Annotated in this window: 18 protein-coding genes; 9 read left to right on the forward strand and 9 right to left on the reverse strand. The window is 70.9% G+C overall.

Annotated elements, in window-relative coordinates; genetic code table 11:
* The first annotated feature begins 9 nt into the window (after positions 1–9).
* On the forward strand, positions 10–1,479 hold the full coding sequence (locus AUV07_RS14355; RefSeq protein WP_062637158.1) for a peptide MFS transporter: 1,470 nt from the start codon (positions 10–12) through the stop codon (positions 1,477–1,479).
* 12 nt (positions 1,480–1,491) lie between these two features.
* Here AUV07_RS14355 and AUV07_RS14360 read toward each other — a convergent pair whose 3' ends face one another.
* Positions 1,492–2,181 (reverse strand): GNAT family N-acetyltransferase, encoded by a 690-nt coding sequence (locus tag AUV07_RS14360; protein WP_062637160.1) that lies wholly within the window; start codon positions 2,179–2,181, stop codon positions 1,492–1,494.
* Between the two features lie 48 nt (positions 2,182–2,229).
* Positions 2,230–2,850, reverse strand: a complete 621-nt coding sequence (locus AUV07_RS14365) for a hypothetical protein (protein ID WP_062637162.1) — start codon at positions 2,848–2,850, stop codon at positions 2,230–2,232.
* 56 nt (positions 2,851–2,906) lie between these two features.
* Here AUV07_RS14365 and AUV07_RS14370 point away from each other — a divergent pair, with 56 nt between their 5' ends.
* On the forward strand, positions 2,907–4,346 hold the full coding sequence (locus tag AUV07_RS14370; RefSeq protein WP_082802979.1) for an MFS transporter: 1,440 nt from the start codon (positions 2,907–2,909) through the stop codon (positions 4,344–4,346).
* Positions 4,347–4,436: 90 nt separating this feature from the next.
* On the opposite strand, the gene AUV07_RS14375 is transcribed toward AUV07_RS14370, so the two are convergent.
* The 5 genes from AUV07_RS14375 to AUV07_RS14395 all read right to left on the reverse strand — a co-directional run bounded on the left by AUV07_RS14375 (position 4,437) and on the right by AUV07_RS14395 (position 10,164).
* A complete protein-coding gene (locus AUV07_RS14375; RefSeq protein ID WP_062637164.1) occupies positions 4,437–4,835 on the reverse strand; it encodes a hypothetical protein in 399 nt (132 codons plus the stop codon).
* Positions 4,836–5,204: 369 nt separating this feature from the next.
* Positions 5,205–6,170, reverse strand: coding sequence for a serine hydrolase (locus AUV07_RS14380; RefSeq protein ID WP_062637166.1), 966 nt, complete (start codon positions 6,168–6,170; stop codon positions 5,205–5,207).
* Between the two features lie 110 nt (positions 6,171–6,280).
* Positions 6,281–8,266 (reverse strand): M13 family metallopeptidase, encoded by a 1,986-nt coding sequence (locus tag AUV07_RS14385; RefSeq protein WP_062637168.1) that lies wholly within the window; start codon positions 8,264–8,266, stop codon positions 6,281–6,283.
* Positions 8,267–8,311: 45 nt separating this feature from the next.
* On the reverse strand, positions 8,312–9,469 hold the full coding sequence (locus AUV07_RS14390; RefSeq protein ID WP_062637170.1) for a sensor histidine kinase: 1,158 nt from the start codon (positions 9,467–9,469) through the stop codon (positions 8,312–8,314).
* A complete protein-coding gene (locus AUV07_RS14395) occupies positions 9,466–10,164 on the reverse strand; it encodes a response regulator transcription factor (protein WP_062637172.1) in 699 nt (232 codons plus the stop codon). The genes AUV07_RS14390 and AUV07_RS14395 overlap by 4 nt, the downstream gene beginning before the upstream one ends.
* 158 nt (positions 10,165–10,322) lie before the next feature.
* Here AUV07_RS14395 and AUV07_RS14400 point away from each other — a divergent pair, with 158 nt between their 5' ends.
* Both AUV07_RS14400 and AUV07_RS14405 read left to right on the forward strand, forming a co-directional pair.
* Complete coding sequence (locus AUV07_RS14400; RefSeq protein WP_062637174.1) at positions 10,323–10,775, forward strand: DM13 domain-containing protein; 453 nt, start codon at positions 10,323–10,325, stop codon at positions 10,773–10,775.
* A complete protein-coding gene (locus AUV07_RS14405) occupies positions 10,772–11,251 on the forward strand; it encodes a DoxX family membrane protein (RefSeq protein ID WP_062637176.1) in 480 nt (159 codons plus the stop codon). Before AUV07_RS14400 ends, AUV07_RS14405 begins: the two co-directional genes overlap by 4 nt.
* Position 11,252: 1 nt before the next feature.
* Here AUV07_RS14405 and AUV07_RS14410 read toward each other — a convergent pair whose 3' ends face one another.
* On the reverse strand, positions 11,253–11,801 hold the full coding sequence (locus AUV07_RS14410) for a J-domain-containing protein (RefSeq protein WP_062637177.1): 549 nt from the start codon (positions 11,799–11,801) through the stop codon (positions 11,253–11,255).
* Between the two features lie 93 nt (positions 11,802–11,894).
* On the opposite strand from AUV07_RS14410, the gene AUV07_RS14415 reads away from it, so the two are divergent.
* Positions 11,895–13,217: an MATE family efflux transporter gene (locus AUV07_RS14415; RefSeq protein ID WP_062637180.1), complete on the forward strand. Its 1,323-nt coding sequence runs from the start codon at positions 11,895–11,897 to the stop codon at positions 13,215–13,217.
* Between the two features lie 70 nt (positions 13,218–13,287).
* On the opposite strand, the gene AUV07_RS14420 is transcribed toward AUV07_RS14415, so the two are convergent.
* Entirely contained in the window at positions 13,288–13,953 is a 666-nt protein-coding gene (locus tag AUV07_RS14420; protein ID WP_062637182.1) for a TrmH family RNA methyltransferase, read from the reverse strand.
* A gap of 103 nt (positions 13,954–14,056) precedes the next feature.
* On the opposite strand from AUV07_RS14420, the gene AUV07_RS14425 reads away from it, so the two are divergent.
* The 4 genes from AUV07_RS14425 to AUV07_RS14440 all read left to right on the forward strand — a co-directional run bounded on the left by AUV07_RS14425 (position 14,057) and on the right by AUV07_RS14440 (position 17,242).
* Positions 14,057–15,340: an Nramp family divalent metal transporter gene (locus AUV07_RS14425; RefSeq protein ID WP_062637234.1), complete on the forward strand. Its 1,284-nt coding sequence runs from the start codon at positions 14,057–14,059 to the stop codon at positions 15,338–15,340.
* Positions 15,341–15,360: 20 nt separating this feature from the next.
* Positions 15,361–15,660, forward strand: a complete 300-nt coding sequence (locus tag AUV07_RS14430; RefSeq protein ID WP_025104896.1) for a hypothetical protein — start codon at positions 15,361–15,363, stop codon at positions 15,658–15,660.
* Positions 15,661–15,703: 43 nt separating this feature from the next.
* Positions 15,704–16,336, forward strand: a complete 633-nt coding sequence (locus tag AUV07_RS14435; RefSeq protein WP_062637184.1) for a metal-dependent transcriptional regulator — start codon at positions 15,704–15,706, stop codon at positions 16,334–16,336.
* 96 nt (positions 16,337–16,432) lie between these two features.
* On the forward strand, positions 16,433–17,242 hold the full coding sequence (locus AUV07_RS14440; protein ID WP_025104898.1) for an HAD-IIA family hydrolase: 810 nt from the start codon (positions 16,433–16,435) through the stop codon (positions 17,240–17,242).
* The last annotated feature ends 1 nt before the right edge of the window (position 17,243 follow it).

Consider the following 17,243-nt stretch of genomic DNA (forward strand, 5'->3'; position numbering starts at 1 on the left):
GTCCCACGCATGAGCACCACCGCGCAGCCGCCCGCCTCCCGCGACGAGGACACCCGCTTCTTCGGACAGCCGTGGTCGCTCGTGCACATCTTCGGCGTGGAGATGTGGGAGCGCTTCAGCTTCTACGGCATGCAGGGCATCCTGCTCATCTACCTGTACTTCTCGGCGACCCAGGGCGGCCTCGGCATCCCGGAGGCGGTCGCGGGCGGGATCGTCGGCGCGTACGGCGGCTCGGTCTATCTGTCCACCATCCTCGGGGCCTGGATCGCCGATCGCCTGTTCGGCGCGGAACGGGTCCTCTTCGTCAGCGCCATGGTGATCGTCGCGGGACACCTCGCGCTCGCCCTCGTGCCCGGTGCGGTCGGCGTCGGCGTCGGCCTCGTCCTCGTGGCGCTCGGGTCGGGCGGCCTCAAGGCGAACGCCACCTCGGTGGTGGGCAGCCTCTACCGCGCCGATGATCCCCGGCGCGACGCCGGCTTCTCGCTCTTCTACCTGGGCATCAACCTGGGAGCGTTCCTCGGCCCGCTCCTGACCGGCCTGCTGCAGTCGACGCTCGGCTTCCACTGGGGCTTCGGGCTCGCGGCGCTCGGCATGACCCTCGGCCTCATCCAGTACGCGTTCGGCCGCAAGGCACTGCCCGCCACAGCCCGCGAGGTGCCGAACCCGCTTCCTCGCGCCCGCTACGCTCTGGTCGGAATCCTCGCGGGTGCCGCGATCGTGCTCATCGCCGTGCTGGTGCTCACCGGCGTCATCCGCGCCGACAACCTGGCGGCGCTGGTGATCGGGGTCACCGTCGTCGCCACGGTCGTCTACTTCTCGGTGATCCTCAGCAGCCGCCGGATCGACAGCACCGAACGGTCCCGCGTCTGGGCCTTCGTCCCGCTCTTCATCACCAGCGTCGCGTTCTGGTCGCTGTACCAGCAGCAGTTCACCGTGCTGACGATCTACTCCGACAAGCGGCTCGACCGCGACCTGTTCGGGTGGGAGATGCCGGTGTCGTGGGTGCAGTCGATCAACCCGGTGTTCATCATCATCCTGTCCGGGGTCTTCGCGGCGATCTGGACGAAGCTGGGGACGCGCCAGCCGTCCACCCCCGTGAAGTTCGGGCTGGCCGCGATCACCATGGGCTCCGCATTCCTGCTGTTCCTGCCGTTCTCCGGCGGCGGGGCGAACTCGACGCCGCTGCTCGCGATCGTCGGCATCCTCTTCGTGTTCACCGTCGCGGAGCTGCTGATCTCGCCGGTGGGTCTGTCAGCGGCGACCAAGCTGGCGCCGTCCGTCTTCCGGACTCAGATGGTCGCGCTGTTCTTCCTCTCCATCGCGCTCGGAACCGCGATCTCGGGAGAGCTGGTGCGGTTCTACGACCCCGAGAACGAGGTGCCGTTCTTCTCGATCCTCGGCGGCATCGCGATCGTCGTCGGCATCGGCCTGCTGCTGAGCGTGAAGCCGGTGCTGCGGCTCATGCGGGGCGTGCGGTGACGGCCCCGGCGATCACGCGGCGAAGAGGTAGCCCCGGCCGGTCTCGAAGCCCGCGATGTGGAGGCCGCTGCCGAGCAGGCCCTCCATCTGCGCGCGCAGGCGCAGTCGCCACTCGTGCGCGGCCGCGGGGTCGGACTCCCGCATGCCCTCGATGTCGTCCGGGATCTCCAGCGTCTCCACGACGGCGTCCTCCGCCGGGGGCTTGGCGATGTCCGCGAGCGCCCACTCGACGTCGAGGCGGTCGCTCTCGTCGCCCGCGTCGCCGCCGCCGAAGATGCCGTACCGGTTCACCGAGTAGCCCGTGGCGCGCGCCCCGAGGACGGTGAGGAAGAAGTGCGCGTTCCGGGCGACCAGCGGGTCGAAGGTCCAGGTGATGCGGCCGACGTCGCGGGAGAACGCCCACTGCCGCTGGTGCTCCTTGAGCTCACGGCCCCATCCGCGCCCCCGGTACTCGGGCAGCAGAGCCGTGATGTGCGAGTGCATGGCGCGGCGGGCCGGTTCGCCGAAGAAGGCGATCGAGGCGCCGACCATGCGCTCCTCGTCGCCCTCGCCGTCGAAGAAGCCGACGACGTAGTTGCCCGACTGCTGCAGGGCACGGAGGGTCCCGGCGTCCACCACGCGCTGCGGGCCCCGGATGGAGTCGAGCAGGCTCTGGGCGTCGAGGATGAGTTCAACGGTGTCGAGATCGCGGATGGTTCGCACGATCCCAGTCTGCCCCTCCTCCGCCCGTTCGCGGAAACCGACTCCGGCTCACCGGTACGGGAAGGCATCGCCCCCGCCCGCGGCGAGCGCCTCCGCGACGATGCGGAGGTGGTCCTCGGCCATGTCCGCCGGCAGCGGCGGCAGGATCCCGTCCCAGAGCGCGAGCACCGCGCCGCGGCCCTGCATCATCCCGGCCGGTCGGGCCAGCGCCCACATGTGCATGTGCGCGGAGCCGTCGTTCCAGCGCCCGAAGTGACAGCGGGCGACGCCGGGGATGCTCTTGACCGCCTCGGACACGCGCTGCATCAGCGGCCCGAGGGCGGCGAGCACGTCCTGCGGCGCGTTCTCCAGGAGCCAGTGCTCGCGCGGCGCGACCCCGCCGATGAAGGGCAGCCCGCCGACGTCCCACCCGGCACGCACCTGCCAGAGGTCGTCGTGCCAGATGGTGTGCACGCTCGGACCGCAGTGGCCGCACGCGGCGGGATCGTGCTCGCCGGCGCGGGGCTTCTCCGGCACGAGCATCGGCTCGAGCGACCGCATCGTGACGCTCTCGAACGCCCACGGCAGACCCTCCGCGAGCGCCGAGGCGTCGAGCACCTCGCCGATCGGGAGCCGGCGGTGGTACGCGGAGTCGGCGGGGTGCAGCGCGGGCGCGGTGTCGTCGGTCATCCGGCCATGCAACCACATCGGCCCCTCCCCTCCGGGAACGCCGATAGCCTGAGCCGGTGGGTGCGAACGACGACAGAGCCAGGAAACGCCTCTCCCGTACCCCTCCGCGGTGGGCGATCATCGCGGTGCTGGCGTTCGCGGGCCTGTGCTCCTCGTTCATGTTCACTCTCGTCGTGCCGCTGCAGGCCGAGCTGCCCCAGCTGCTGAACGCCTCCCGCGAGGACACCACCTGGGTGGTCACGATCACGCTGCTCGTGGCCGCCGTCGCGACGCCGATCTCCGGCCGCCTCGGCGACATGTACGGCAAGCGCCGGGTCGTCATCGCGCTCCTCGCGATCCTCATCGTGGGTTCGGTCATCGCCGCGGTGTCCGGCTCGATCGTCGGGGTCATCATCGGCCGCGCGCTCCAGGGGGCCGTGACCGGCGTCGTCCCCCTCGGCATCGCGATCATGCGCGACGTGCTGCCGCCCGAGCGTCTCGGCACCGCGGTCGCCCTGATGAGCGCGACCATGGGGGTCGGCGGAGCGATCGGCATGCCGGTGGCCGCGCTGCTCGCCGAGAACGCCGACTGGCACATGCTGTTCTGGCTCGCCGCCACCCTCGGAGTGCTCGGGCTGCTGCTGGTGCTCGCCGTCGTGCCGGAGGACGTGCTCCGCTCCCCCGGGCGCCTCGACGTGCTCGGCGCCATCGGACTCGCCATCGGCCTCACCGGTCTGCTCCTGTTCGTGTCGCGCGGCGCCGAGTGGGGCTGGACGGCGCCGCTCACCCTCGTCTGCGTGATCGGCGGCGTGGCGGTGCTGCTGCTGTGGGGCTGGTACCAGCTGCGCACGGACGATCCGCTGCTCGACCTGCGGGTCGCGGCCCGGCCCGCCGTGCTCTTCACGAACATCGCCGCCATCGGCATGGGCTTCGCCCTGTTCGCCTCGAACGTCACGTTCCCGCAGATGCTGGAGATGCCGGCGGTGGGCGGCGCCGGCTTCGGGCTCGACATGGTGGCCGCGTCGCTCGTGATCATGCCGGCGGGTCTGGTCATGATGGTGATCTCGCCGCTGTCCGGGTGGCTGGAGCGCACCGTGGGGCCGCGCCCGCTCTTCACCGTCGGGGCCATCGCGATCGTGCTCGCCTACGTCTTCGTGCTGCTGTGGTCGACCGAGGTGTGGCACATCTTCGTCGCCAACATCTTCATCGGCGTCGGCATCGGGTTCACCTTCGCCGCGATGCCCATGATCATCATGCGCTCCGTGCCGGCGAACGAGACCGGCGCCTCGAACGGGCTGAACGCGCTGTTCCGCTCCGTCGGCACCTCGACCGCTTCGGCCGTGATGGGCGGGGTGCTCGCGGCGATGAGCGTGGACATCGGCGGGGTGGCCGTGCCGACGCGGGCCGCGTTCGAGGTGTGCTTCTGGCTCGCGATCGCCGCCGGCATCGTGGCCGTGGTCCTGTCCCTGTTCATTCCGCGACGGCGCGCCGAGGAGCCGCACCCTTCGCTGCGCTGACCCGTTCGGCGGTCGTTGATTCGCATCGAGGTCGCAGAGATTCCCGGAGAACGTGCGACCTACGGCGGATCTGCGACCTACGGCGGAGGGTCAGCGGGAGATCGTGCGCGGATCCGGGTCGTCGGCACGCGGTGGCCGCAGCCGGGCAGGAAGCGGCCACGGCAGGGTGAACTGTGCGGTCGCGGGTCGGGTCATGTCCCCGAAGTCGTCGACCTTCACGACGATGCGCCCCGGTGCGCCCTCTTCGTCCGGCGTCACTTCGAGGATGCGCACCCGCAGCGGGCGGTCACCCTCTCCCTCGAGCATCCACGGATCGGCCAGCCAGGCGATGCCGTGGTCCTCCAGCGCAGCCTCCGCGTCGAGCCACTCGCCCGGGCCGGAGACTCTGCGCCCGAGGACATCGACGGCGATCCAGTCCTCGCCCTCCGGATATATCCAGCCGAGTAGCTCGCCGTCGTCGCGGCGGTGCGGGGTCCAGGCATGAGGCATGCCCCGATGCTAGCCCGTGCGTCGCGCGACATCAGGCGAGCGCGCGACATCAGGCGCTCGCGCGGCAGCAGGCGCTCGCGCGACATCAGGCCGGGTGCGCCCCCGACGCCTGATGCCACGCGGGTGCCTGCGTTCGCGCGCGGAATTCCGGGGACGTGGGAACAGGAGAACACGCGAGGTCAGGCGACCGCGGGAGGTCAGGCACGTTCCATGCAGGAAGCCTGATGCCACGCCGATGCCTGAGTTCGCGTGCGGGATCCCGGGCGCGTGGAAACAGGGGAACACGCGAGGGCAGGCGACCGCGGGAGGTCAGGCTCATTGCCACCGTGGAAGCCTGATGCCGCGCGGATGCCTGTGTTCACGCGCGGGTCAGTGCGTGTACTCCATGAGCTCGACGCCGAGCACGCGGAAGGCGTCGTGCGCGCGGAGACGGTGGCTGATCGACAGGTCGTCGAAGCACACGATCAGGGAGTAGGCGACACCGGCCCGTGGCCCCGCGAGGACCCCGGCTTCGGCGCGCACGCCCCGGTCCCGGCCGGTCTTGTTCACGAAGAGCAGGCCGTGGGCGTCGTGCTCGTGGGCGAAGGGGTCGAGTCCGGTCGAGGCGGCCACGAGGCTGAGGTCCTGGTTGAGGCTGAGCCACTCCGACACCTGCGCGCTGACGGCGGCGTCCACGACCTGGGAGTTGACGAGGGCGGAGAACAGACCCGCGAGCTCGCGCGCCGACCCCACCGCGACCTGCGGGGCGTCGTCGGGACCGCGGCGATCACGGAACCGGTCGAGCAGGGCGGTGCGCCGCAAGCCCAGTCCTTCGATGCGCTCGCGCACCCGGTCGTGTCCCACCTTCTGCAGCAGGATGTTCACGGCGATCGGGTCGCCCGCGGTCGCGGCCAGCACGGCGAGGTCTTCCAAGGGCAGTGCCGGGGCCCGCAGGTGCCGCCACAGGCCGGAGCTCTCGACGGCCTCGACGCTCGAGCGCTCGACGATCTCCAGCGGGTCGAGGGCGCCCGACTCGAACGCCGCCGCGACCTCGATCAGCAGCGGGACCACGCCGAGCCCCGCGACGGGCATCGTGACGTGGTCGTCCCCCGCCAGGACATGCACGTGGGAGTCGAGGTCGACCACGTGCACCGACACCTGCGCCCCGGAGTTCGCGAGCCCTTCGAGAGCCTTCAGCGTCGACGTGAACGACCGCCGGCCGACGGCCACGCGGCGGGGCAGCCGACGGGCTCCCGGCCGCTGCGAACGGCGACCACTGGACGACTCGGGCGCGCTCCCGGACGCTCCGGGAGCCGAGGGGTTCCGGAACGCGTCACCAGGGTCGGTCGCACCCACGCGTGGTCCTTCAGGAGGGGAGGGATACTGCACATCCGGGAAGGGCGCCCCGGCGGCAGGGCTATCGTAACCCCACCGCCGGAGCGTGCCTCACAGAGTGCGGAGGTTCGTCACCAGATGGTCACCCGTGACGACTCCGGCAGCCACAGGGCGTCGTTCTCGGTGACCCCGAATGCCTCGTAGAACGCGTCGATGTTCCGGACGATCTGGTTGCACCGGAACTCGTTCGGCGAATGCGGATCGATCGTCAGCAGACGCAGGGTCTCGGCCTCCCGGCTCTTCTGCTGCCAGACCTGCGCCCACGACAGGAGCAGCCGCTGCACCCCGGTGTAGCCGTCGATGACCGGCCCTTCGACGGGCTCCGGCACCGACGGATCGGCGCGCAGCGAGAGCTCGTACGCCTTCAGCGCGATGCCGAGGCCGCCCAGATCGCCGATGTTCTCACCGATCGTGAGGGCGCCGTTCACATGGTGCTCGGCGTCGAGACCCTCCGGCACGAGGGCGTCGTACTGCGCGATCAGCTCCTTGGTGCGCTCCTCGAAGGCGGCGCGGTCGGCGTCGGTCCACCAGTCCTGCAGGCGGCCCTCACCGTCGTATCGGCTGCCCTGATCGTCGAAGCCGTGCCCGATCTCGTGCCCGATGACCGCGCCGATCCCGCCGTAGTTCGCTGCGGCGTCGCGCCCCGCGTCGAAGAACGGGTACTGGAGGATCGCCGCGGGGAACACGATCTCGTTCATCGAGGGGTTGTAGTACGCGTTCACCATCTGCGGCGGCATGTGCCACTCGGTGCGGTCGATCGGCGTGCCGACCTTGTCGATGTTGCGGTCATGCTCGAAGATCGCCGCGCGGCGGACGTTGCCGAGAAGGTCGGTGCGATCGATCTCGAGCGCCGAGTAGTCGCGCCACACCTCGGGGTGCCCGATCTTCGGGGTGAAGGCGTCGAGCTTCGCGAGCGCCCGCTCCCGGGTCTCGGCGGTCATCCACTCCAGCGTCTCGATGCTCTGCCGGTAGGCCTCGACGAGGTTGGCGACGAGCTCGTCCATCGCCGCCTTCGCCGTCGGCGGGTAGTGCCGCTCGACGTAGACCTTGCCGATCGCCTCACCCAGCGCGCCCTCGGTGACCGAGACGCCCCGCTTCCAGCGCTCGCGGATCGTGGGCACGCCGGTGAGCTGGGTGCCGTAGAACGAGAAGTTCTCCTGCACGAGCTCGTCGGTGAGGTAGGGCGCCGCCGCGTGCACGACCTTCGCACGCAGCCAGGCCTTCCAGTCGTCCAGGCGCTCAGCCGTGAGGAGACCGCCGAGTCCTTCGAAGAAGCTCGGCTGCGCGACGACGACCTCGTCGAACGCCCGCGGATTGGTCGGCGTCACGGCCTCGCGCCACGGGGTGAGGTCGACGCCGGCGAGGGTCTGGAGCTCGTCCCAGGTCTTGAGGTTGTAGGTGGCGACGGCGTCGCGGCTGCGCACGTTGTCCCAGTGGTGCCCGGCGAGCTCGGTCTCCAGCGCGATGGACCGCTCGGCCTGCGCCGCCGCGTCGGGGACCCCGGCCAGGTCGAGCAGGCGTTCCAGGTGCTCGCGGTACGCCGCCCGCGTCTCGGCGAACGTGTCGAGACGGAAGTAGCTCTCGTCCGGAAGCGAGAGTCCCGCCTGCACCAGGACCGGGAGGTAGCGCTCCGGGTTTCCGGGGTCGCCGTCGACGTACAGACCGATCACCGCCGCGCGGCCCTCCCGGTCGTACGCGCCCACGGTGCGCAGGAACGCGGGGACGCCGTCGATCGCGTCGATCTCGGCGAAGGTCTGGGCCAGCGGGGTCACGCCGGCCGCGGCGATGCGCTCGGTATCCATGAAGCTCGCGAACAGGTCGCCGATCTTGCGGGCGAGGGTCCCCTCCTCCGCCTCCTGCGACTCCTCGACGATCGCGCGCACGTCCTTCTCCGCCTGCTCGGCCAGCAGGTGGAAGGAGCCCCAACGGGCCTTGTCGCCGGGGATCTCGGTGCGAACGATCCACGCGCCGTTCACGTGGCGATACAGATCGTCCTGCGGGCGGATGTCGGGGCTGAGGTCGTCGAGCGCGAGGCCCGCGGGAAGCACGTCGGTCATGCGCTCCAGCCTATGGCCGGGGTCCCCCACGGTGTCCAGAAGACCTCACTCCGCGCGTCCGGGAACACCCACCGGGAGGGACACGTTCATGCGGAAGCCCGCGGCGGTGTGTTCGGCGAAGACATCGCCGCCGTGCGCTCGCGCCAGTCCCCTGGCGATGGACAGCCCGAGCCCCGCCCCCGAGGCGACCCCGTCGTCGCCCGCCGTCGCGCGCGCCGTGTCCTCACGCCAGCCGACGTCGAACATCCGATCCAGGTCTTCGACCGCCACCCCGGCCCCCTGGTCCAGCACGCCCAGCACGAGACGATCCCGGTCGATCATCGAGGCGGACACGACGATCTCCGTCCCCGGCGGCGCGTGCCGGACGGCGTTCGTGAGCAGGTTCACCACGATCCTGCCGAGCTGGTGGGGATCGGCCCACAGCACCGGTCCCGCGATGCCCCGCTCCACGATCCGGACGTCACGCTTCGCCGCTGCGGCAGCGACATCCGCGACCGCGTCGGACACGACGTCCCGCAGGATCACCTGTTCCGTCTGGAGTTGCACCGCGCCGGACGTGAGGCGCGAGAGCTCGAAGAGGTCGTCGACCATCCGGCTCATCGTCTCCACCTGCCCCCGCACCTGGCCGGCGAAGCGCTCCGGTGCGACCGCGGCCCCCTCCTCCATGCCCTCGGCGAGCACGCGCAGGGCCGTGAGGGGGGTGCGCAGATCGTGGGAGATCCAGGCGAAGAATCGCCGGCGAGCGGAGTCCAGCCGCACGAGCTCGGCCCTGGCCGCGTCCACCTCGGCCGAGACCGCTGTCAGCTGCGCCGAGAGATCGGCGAGTTCCCGGGAGGCAGCGGCTCCACCCACGGGGGCGTCCGTCCGGCCGATCCTCCCGAGCGACGCCGAGAAGTGCGCGATCCATGCCCGCACCGTCCGTGCCATGCACCAGGCCATCCCCAGGCCGAGCACCAGCGACACCACGATCACGGTGAGCAGGATCGTCAGGTCATGCGACGAGAGGTACATCTGGAGCGCGATCGCGACCACGGCGCCCGCCATCGCGACCGTGCCGGCGCTCGCCACGACCATCAACTGCGCGCGCAGCCCGCGGCCGCGCAGGGCTCTCAGCAGCAGCAGGGCGACGGCGGCGACGCCGATCGCGACCAGCAGACTCGTCCCGATGATCTGCAGGATGACCGCACCGGACAGCACCGTCATCCGCTCTCCTCCATCGCTCGGAAGCGATAGCCGATGCCCCACTCTGTGAGCAGGTGGCGAGGATCCTGCGGGTCGTCCTCGATCTTCTCGCGGAGACGCCGCACGTGCACGGTCACGGTCGAGCGCTCCCCGACGCTCCACCCCCAGACCTCGCGCAGGATCTCCTCGCGGCCCAGCGCCCGGTCGTCATTGCGCACGAGGAAGAGGAGCAGGTCGTACTCCCTTCCCGTGAGCGCGATCTCCTGTCCCCGCACCCAGGCGCGCCGACGCAGCAGGTCGATCACGAACGCGCCGCTCCGGAGCTCCCCTGACGACGCCTGCGCGGCCCTCGCTCGACGGACGAGCGCCGCGACCCGCATCGACAGCTCCCGCATCGAGAACGGCTTGGCGAGATAGTCGTCGACGCCGAACGCGAAGCCATCGATGCGGTCCTCCACCTCGCCGAGTGCAGTGAGCATCATGATCGGAACGGCGAACGCGGCGCGCAGCTCGCGGCAGAGCTCGTCACCGCTGATCCCGGGGAGCATGCGGTCCACGATCACGACGTCGGGCACGGCCTCTCGCAGGGCTCTGCGCGCCGAGACGCCGTCGCCGAAGCTCCACACCGCATAGCCCTGCGCCCGCAGGTACTCTCCGACGGCCTCGCGGACCGTGGGGTCGTCCTCCACGACCGCGACGCTGACCTCGCTCTCCATGCGGACGAGAGTAGCCCGCGCGGCGGGAGGCCTTCCGCCATTCTTACGGTTCTGAAAGGACTTCCCCACCGCTCTCGACCGCTTCGTAGCGTGCTCTGCAGCACGCCCGACCGGCACCGGCCTCTGCGGGCTCGTCTCTCACCGAACAGGAGATCCTCATGCGTAAGATCCTTCTCACCACGACCGCTGCGGTCGGGCTCGCCCTCTCCCTCGCCGCCTGCAGCCCCCAGGACTCCGGCACCTCGTCCGCGCCGTCCTCCTCCGCATCGCAGAGCATGGCGGACGACAAGGCGGCTGCCGAAGACACGACCGCCAAGACCGGGGAGTTCACCGGGCTCAACGGCAAGAAGGTGGCCGGGACGGTCTCGGTGTCCGATGCCGAGGTCATGCTCTCGGAGTTCTCCTCGGACGAGGGACCCGACCTGCACGTCTACCTCACCACCGGGACGGACGAGGCCGCGATCGCCGCCGGGATGCTCGTCGATGCGGTCTCGTACGACACCGCCTCGCAGTCCTTCGCACTGGACGGGGTGAAGACCGGGGAGTACTCGCACGTCGTGATCTACTGCGACAAGGCGAAGGCGGTCTTCGGAGCAGCCGAACTGTCATGACCGCGCCACGATCCGCCCGCCTCCTGGTCTGCTCGCTGCTAGGAGCAGCCGCCCGGGTGGCGGTCGGCGTCCTGTGGCTCGTCGAGGGGACGCTGAAGTACCGCGCGGGGTTCGGCGCGGCCGACATCGAGCTCGTGGCGCAGAGCGCGCAGGGGAACACGAGGGTGCCGGACTTCTTCGCCCCGATCGGGGCGGCGATGTCCTCGGCGTCGGCATTCTTCGGGGCCGCGGTCCCGGCACTGGAGGTCGGGTTGGGCGTCCTCCTCGTGTCGGGGCTGCTTACCCGGATGGCCGCGTTCGTGTCGGTCGGGACCCTGGCGCTCTACTGGAGCGCGGATCAGCTGATCACGCAGTACCCCCTGATGGTGGTGCTGTCCGCGATGGTGCTGCTGGTCGTCGCCTCCGGGCGGTTCGGGGTGGACGGCGCGATACGGGCGCGGCGGGCGAGGCGTCCGGTGGAGGGACCGGGCGTCTGAGTCACCCCCGGCGCCGGCGCCCGAACCGTCGGCGCCGGGGAGGGCTCTCGGGAAGAGACGGCCGCACCGCCCTGCGCTCCCGCCACGCGGCGACCTCCGCCTCGACATCGCGCAGGGGCGTCACGACGGGAGGCCCGCCCTGCAGCTGCCGCCTGGCCTCCCGCACGCGGCGGTTGAAGTCCTCGAGGACGTCGCGCACGTCGGACTCCCGGCCCAGGAGATCGAGCTGGCCGTCCAGCTCGCGGTCCTCGGTCCGCAGCAGGATGGCCGGAGGCCCGAGCCCGGTCAACCCCTCGGTCTCGATCTTGCGGCGGATCCACCAGTCCGGATCGTGGTGGTCCCCGAGCCCTTCGAGCGGCTTCCCCGCCCCCGGCAGATCGTCGAAGTCGCCGCGACGAATGGCGACCTGGATGGCGGACTCGATGAACGCGGCCCGATCCACCGCCGCCGCGGCGCCCGGTGGCGTGCCCGTCTCGGCGTCGTCCGCGTCGCTGCCGCCCTGTTGCTGCCGCGCCCGATAGCGCGCAGCGGCTTCGCGGGGATCCGTCATGATGCGCCTCCGTCCGCTCGGAGCTCCTCCTCCACTGTACGTCGGGTCCGGACAGCGGTCTCGGGGGCCGACAGCACGTCCTAGGCTCGGAGGATGGCCGCCCGCACCTCCTTGAACCGCGAGATCCTGCGTCTGGCGGTCCCCGCCCTCGGCGCGCTCATCGCGGAACCGGCCTTCCTCATCGTCGACGCCGCCCTCGTCGGACACCTCGGCACCGTGCCGCTCGCCGGCCTCGGCATCGCCGGTGCCGTGCTGCAGACGATCGTCGGGCTCATGGTGTTCCTCGCGTACTCCACCACGCCCGCCGTGGCGCGGCGGTTCGGAGCCGGCCGACCGGGAGAGGCGGTCTCGGTGGGGATCAACGGCATGTGGCTCGCGCTCGGCCTCGGCGCCGTGCTCGCAGTCGTCGGCGCCGTGTCCTCCCCCTGGCTGGTCTCCCTGTTCGGGGCGAGCACCGAGGTCGCGGCACAGGCCACCGAGTACCTCGTGATCTCGATGTGGGGTCTGCCGGCGATGCTGATCGTGTTCGCCGCCACCGGGCTCCTGCGCGGGATGCAGGACACCATGACCCCGCTGTGGATCGCAGGCATCGGCTTCGGCGCGAACGCGCTGCTCAACGCTCTTTTCATCTATGGGCTCGGTTGGGGCATCGCGGGTTCCGCCGCCGGGACGGTGACGGCCCAGTGGGGCATGGTCGCCGCGTACGCGCTGGTCGTCCGGCGCCTCGCGTCCCGGCACAGCGCGTCGCTGCGCGCCCAGCGTGACGGCCTGCGCCAGACGGCGACGTCGGGCGGGTGGCTGTTCCTGCGCACGGTGAGCCTCCGCGTCGCGCTGCTCGCCACGGTGGCCGTCGCAACCGGGATCGGCACGGAGGAGCTCGCCGGCTGGCAGATCGTGTTCACCATCTTCTCGGCGGCGGCCTTCGCGCTGGACGCGCTCGCGATCGCCGCACAGGCGCTCATCGGCAAGGAGCTGGGCGCCGGAGACGAGCAGCAGGTGCGGCGCGTGCTGGCGCGGACGGTCGCGTGGGGAGCCTGGTTCGGCGTCGTGGTCGGGGCGCTCATCGCGGCATCGTCCGGGGTGCTCGGCCTCGTCTTCACGGGCGACCGGGCCGTCGCGGAGGTGGTGCAGCCCGCCCTCCTCGTCCTCGCGGTGGCGCAGCCGATCGCCGGCGTGGTGTTCGTTCTCGACGGGGTGCTCATGGGGGCGAACGACGCCCGCTACCTGGCGATCGCGGGTGGCCTCAATCTCGCCCCCTTCCTGCCCGCGCTCGGGATCATCGCCGCCACGGGCGTCGATGGCACCGCGGGGCTCGTGTGGCTGGCCGTCGCCTTCTTCGGCGTGTACCTGCTCGCGCGGCTCGCGACACTGGGCTGGCGGGTGCGGTCCGGACGGTGGCTCACCGCCTCGGCGTGACTCTTCCAGAGCCGTCGGAACGGCCACTCCTCCCGGACGCCGGCCTGAGCGCGCACGACCGCCGCCCCGGTCACGACGCGTGGCGGCGACACCATTCGTACATGATGACCGCGGCGGCCGCGCTCGCGTTGATCGAGCGGGTCGAGCCGTACTGCGTGATCTCGATGTGACCGGAGGCGGCGGCCAATGCCTCCGGCGACAGCCCCGGCCCTTCCTGACCGAAGAGGAGGACGCAGGAGCGCGGCAGCTCGGCGCGGTCGACCGGCACGGCACCGTCGACGTTGTCGATCGCGATGACGGGCAGACCCTCTGCGGCCGCCCAGGCGGCGAAGGTCGCGATGTCCTCGTGGTGCACGACGTGCTGGTAGCGGTCGGTCACCATGGCGCCGCGCTTGTTCCAGCGACGCCGGCCGATGATGTGCACCGTATCGGCGAGGAACGCGTTGGCGCTGCGCACGATGGAACCGATGTTCATGTCGTGCTGCCAGTTCTCGATCGCGACGTGGAACGGATGACGCCGCGTATCGAGATCAGCGACGATCGCCTCCATGCGCCAGTAGCGATAGCGGTCGATGACGTTTCGCGTGTCGCCGTGCGCGAGGAGCTCGGGATCGTACTGCTCTCCCTCGGGCCAGGCCGACGGCCCTCCGGGCCAGGGGCCGACGCCGTATCCGGGCTGCGCCGAGGACCCCCCGGGGGCGGTCGGTTCCGTGCTCTCGGGGCGCTGCGCTTCCATCCCGCCAGGCTATCGCCGCCTCCGTCTGGCCGCCGTCGAGCGGAGGAGCCGCACGCCGGTTCTGGATATTTAGGTGTGCCGAAAAATGCGCTACGGTTTCGGTATGCCTAAAAATCTCACCGCCTCCGTGATCCCCGCTCGCACCGCTTCGCCGCGCCTGCTGTGGCTGCTGGGACCGGCGCTGGTGGCGGGTGTGGCCTATCTCGATCCGGGCAACGTCGCCAGCAACATGACAGCGGGGGCGCAGTACGGCTATCTGCTCGTGTGGGTGGTCGTCGCCGGCAACGTGATGGCCTGGCTGATCCAGTACCTGTCCGCGAAGCTCGGCGTCGTCACCGGCCAGAGCCTCCCGGAGGTGCTGGGCCAGCGGCTGCGCCTCCCCTGGGCCCGCCGCGCCTACTGGCTGCAGGCCGAGCTGGTCGCGATGGCGACGGACCTCGCCGAGGTCATCGGCGGCGCCGTCGCCCTGAACCTGCTCTTCGGCGTGCCGCTGCTGTGGGGCGGCCTCATCACCGGGGCCGTGTCCATGGTCCTGCTCGCGGTGCAGAACCGTCGCGGCGCCCGACCGTTCGAGTTCGTGATCATCGGCCTCATGTTCGTGATCACGATCGGCTTCATGGCCGGCCTGTTCCTCGCGCCACCCGACCCGGCCGGCGTCGTGAGCGGCCTCGTGCCGCGCTTCGAGGACACGGGGTCCGTGCTCCTCGCCGCCTCGATCCTCGGCGCCACGATCATGCCGCACGCGATCTACGCGCACTCCTCCCTGGCGCGCGACCGGTTCGGTGCGACGAGTGCCGAGACGACCGAGGAGGCGGCCCGGATCGAGACCTCGCGGATCCGCCGCCTGCTCACGGCGACGCGCTGGGATGTGACGATCGCGATGGTCATCGCGGGCTCCGTGAACCTCGGCATCCTCCTGCTCGCGGCGGCGAACCTCGCGGGCGTCGCGGGCACCGACTCGCTGGAGGGGGCGCACGCCGCCCTCGCCGCAGGCCTCGGCCCGGTCGTGGCGACCTTCTTCGCCGTGGGACTGCTCGCCTCGGGTCTCGCCTCGACCTCCGTCGGCGCGTACGCGGGCGCCGAGATCATGCACGGCCTCCTGCACGTGCGCATCCCCCTGCTGACCCGCCGGCTGGTGACGCTCATCCCCGCGCTGGTGATCCTCGGCATCGGGGTGGACCCCACGCTCGCCCTCGTCCTCAGCCAGGTCGTGCTGTCGTTCGGCATCCCGTTCGCGCTGATCCCGCTCGTCGCCCTCACCGCGCAGCGCCGCACGCTCGGCGCCTGGGCCAACCGGGTGTGGACGACGGTCGCCGGCGTCGTGGCCTCCGTGCTCCTCATCGCTCTGAACGGCGCCCTGCTCTGGCTGGTGCTGACGGGGGCATGACGCCGGATAGGCTCGACATCATGTCTGCAGACTCCGCCCGTCGCACCGTCCGCCTCCTCACCTGGAGCGGCTTCGCGACCGGGGTAATCGGCGGTCTGCTCATCGCGTTCCCGAAGGTCATCGGCCCCGCCAGCCCGTGGGTGCAGCTCGCGCTCGGCGTCGCGACCCTGATCTTCGCCTTCCGTGCCCGCAAGGTGGGCATCGCCGAGGTGGAGGGCTTCGACGGGCGCCTCTCGCTCGCCGCCGCCCTCCTGGGGTTCCTCGTGCTCTTCTTCGCGGGGCAGGCGGCCGTGATCCTGCTCGGCTCCGCGAGCGCCTGACTCCGGCCGCGGGTCCGGCCGACCGGACACGTAGAGTGGTGGGGTGGCATCCCCGGCAGCTGACGACTATCTGAAGACCGTCTACGCACACACCGAGTGGCAGGATGCGCCGATCACCCCCTCGGTCCTGGCGGCCAAGCTCGGCATCGCCCCGTCGTCGGTCACGGAGATGGTGAAGAAGCTCGCCGCGGCGGGGCTCGTGTCGCACGTGCCGTACGGGGCGGTCCGGCTGACGGACGCGGGGACCACCCGGGCCCTCGCGATGGTCCGCCGTCATCGCCTCATCGAGACCTGGCTCGTGCAGGAGTTCGGGTACGGATGGGATGAGGTGCACGACGAGGCCGAGGTGCTGGAGCACACCATCAGCGACCGGCTGCTCGAGGGCATCGACGAGCGCCTGGGGCGGCCGCGCTTCGACCCGCACGGGGACGCCATCCCGGACGCGGAGGGCCGCATCGAACGGGAGCCCTTCGTCCTGCTCGCCGACGCCCCGGACGGACACACCGGCCGTGTGCTCCGCGTCGACGACCGCGACCCGGAGCTGCTGCGGACCCTCGACTCCCACGGGGTCGTCGTGGGGACGACCGTGACGGTGACCCCGTCCGGCCTCACCCTCGACGGAACCGAGCCGCCGCTGCCCCCCGCCGCCCGCGACGTGGTGTGGTTGTCGGCCTGACCCCCGGCTTCGAATCGCGCACTTTGCGCCACATCGGCCGGGGATGGGGCCAATCAGGCGACTCGAAAGGAAAGGTGGGGCCTCTAGGCTGAGCACATGGCACACCGTGACGACATCGAATGCTGGCTCACCGACATGGACGGCGTGCTCGTCCATGAGAACGACGCCATCCCCGGAGCATCCGAACTCCTCGCCGGATGGGAGCGCAATGAGATCCCCTACCTCGTGCTCACGAACAACTCGATCTTCACCGCCCGCGACCTCTCGGCCCGCCTCCGTGCGAGCGGCCTGATCGTGCCGGAGGAGCGCATCTGGACCTCGGCGCTCGCGACCGCCGACTTCCTCGCGCAGCAGCTCCCCGGCGGCTCCGCGTTCGTCATCGGCGAGGCCGGCATCCTCACCGCGCTGCACGAGGCGGGCTTCATCATGACCGAGACGAACCCCGACTTCGTCGTCGTCGGCGAGACCCGCAACTACTCGTTCGAGGCCATCACGAAGGCCATCCGCCACATCATCAACGGCTCGCGCTTCATCGTCACCAACCCGGACGCCACCGGCCCGAGCGCCGACGGGGTGCTGCCGGCCACGGGAGCGATCGCCGCCCTCATCACCAAGGCCACCGGCAAGGAACCCTACGTCGTCGGCAAGCCCAATCCGATGATGTTCCGTTCGGCCCTGAACAAGATCGGCGCGCACTCGAAGAAGACCGGCATGATCGGCGACCGGATGGACACGGACATCGTCGCCGGCATCGAGGCGGGTCTGCACACGGTGCTCGTGCTCACCGGCATCAGCGACCAGCGGATCATCGAGCAGTACCCGTTCCGTCCGGACGAGATCGTCGACTCGGTCGCCGACCTGCTGCCGACCATCACCGACTCGATCCCCACCCTCGACGAGGACTGAC

Origin of the sequence: Microbacterium sp. CH1, assembly GCF_001595495.1 — a bacterium.
Lineage (GTDB): Bacteria > Actinomycetota > Actinomycetes > Actinomycetales > Microbacteriaceae > Microbacterium.

Bases quoted from the DNA above. Each gene is read 5' to 3' on its own strand.
- AUV07_RS14405 (WP_062637176.1), top strand. From the start codon at position 10,772: ATGACCGCGCCACGATCCGCCCGCCTCCTGGTCTGCTCGCTGCTAGGA.
- AUV07_RS14395 (WP_062637172.1), bottom strand. From the start codon at position 10,164: ATGGAGAGCGAGGTCAGCGTCGCGGTCGTGGAGGACGACCCCACGGTC.
- AUV07_RS14415 (WP_062637180.1), top strand. From the start codon at position 11,895: ATGGCCGCCCGCACCTCCTTGAACCGCGAGATCCTGCGTCTGGCGGTC.
- AUV07_RS14400 (WP_062637174.1), top strand. From the start codon at position 10,323: ATGCGTAAGATCCTTCTCACCACGACCGCTGCGGTCGGGCTCGCCCTC.
- AUV07_RS14420 (WP_062637182.1), bottom strand. From the start codon at position 13,953: ATGGAAGCGCAGCGCCCCGAGAGCACGGAACCGACCGCCCCCGGGGGG.
- AUV07_RS14440 (WP_025104898.1), top strand. From the start codon at position 16,433: ATGGCACACCGTGACGACATCGAATGCTGGCTCACCGACATGGACGGC.
- AUV07_RS14365 (WP_062637162.1), bottom strand. From the start codon at position 2,850: ATGACCGACGACACCGCGCCCGCGCTGCACCCCGCCGACTCCGCGTAC.
- AUV07_RS14390 (WP_062637170.1), bottom strand. From the start codon at position 9,469: ATGACGGTGCTGTCCGGTGCGGTCATCCTGCAGATCATCGGGACGAGT.
- AUV07_RS14430 (WP_025104896.1), top strand. From the start codon at position 15,361: ATGTCTGCAGACTCCGCCCGTCGCACCGTCCGCCTCCTCACCTGGAGC.
- AUV07_RS14355 (WP_062637158.1), top strand. From the start codon at position 10: ATGAGCACCACCGCGCAGCCGCCCGCCTCCCGCGACGAGGACACCCGC.
- AUV07_RS14425 (WP_062637234.1), top strand. From the start codon at position 14,057: ATGCCTAAAAATCTCACCGCCTCCGTGATCCCCGCTCGCACCGCTTCG.
- AUV07_RS14410 (WP_062637177.1), bottom strand. From the start codon at position 11,801: ATGACGGATCCCCGCGAAGCCGCTGCGCGCTATCGGGCGCGGCAGCAA.
- AUV07_RS14375 (WP_062637164.1), bottom strand. From the start codon at position 4,835: ATGCCTCATGCCTGGACCCCGCACCGCCGCGACGACGGCGAGCTACTC.
- AUV07_RS14385 (WP_062637168.1), bottom strand. From the start codon at position 8,266: ATGACCGACGTGCTTCCCGCGGGCCTCGCGCTCGACGACCTCAGCCCC.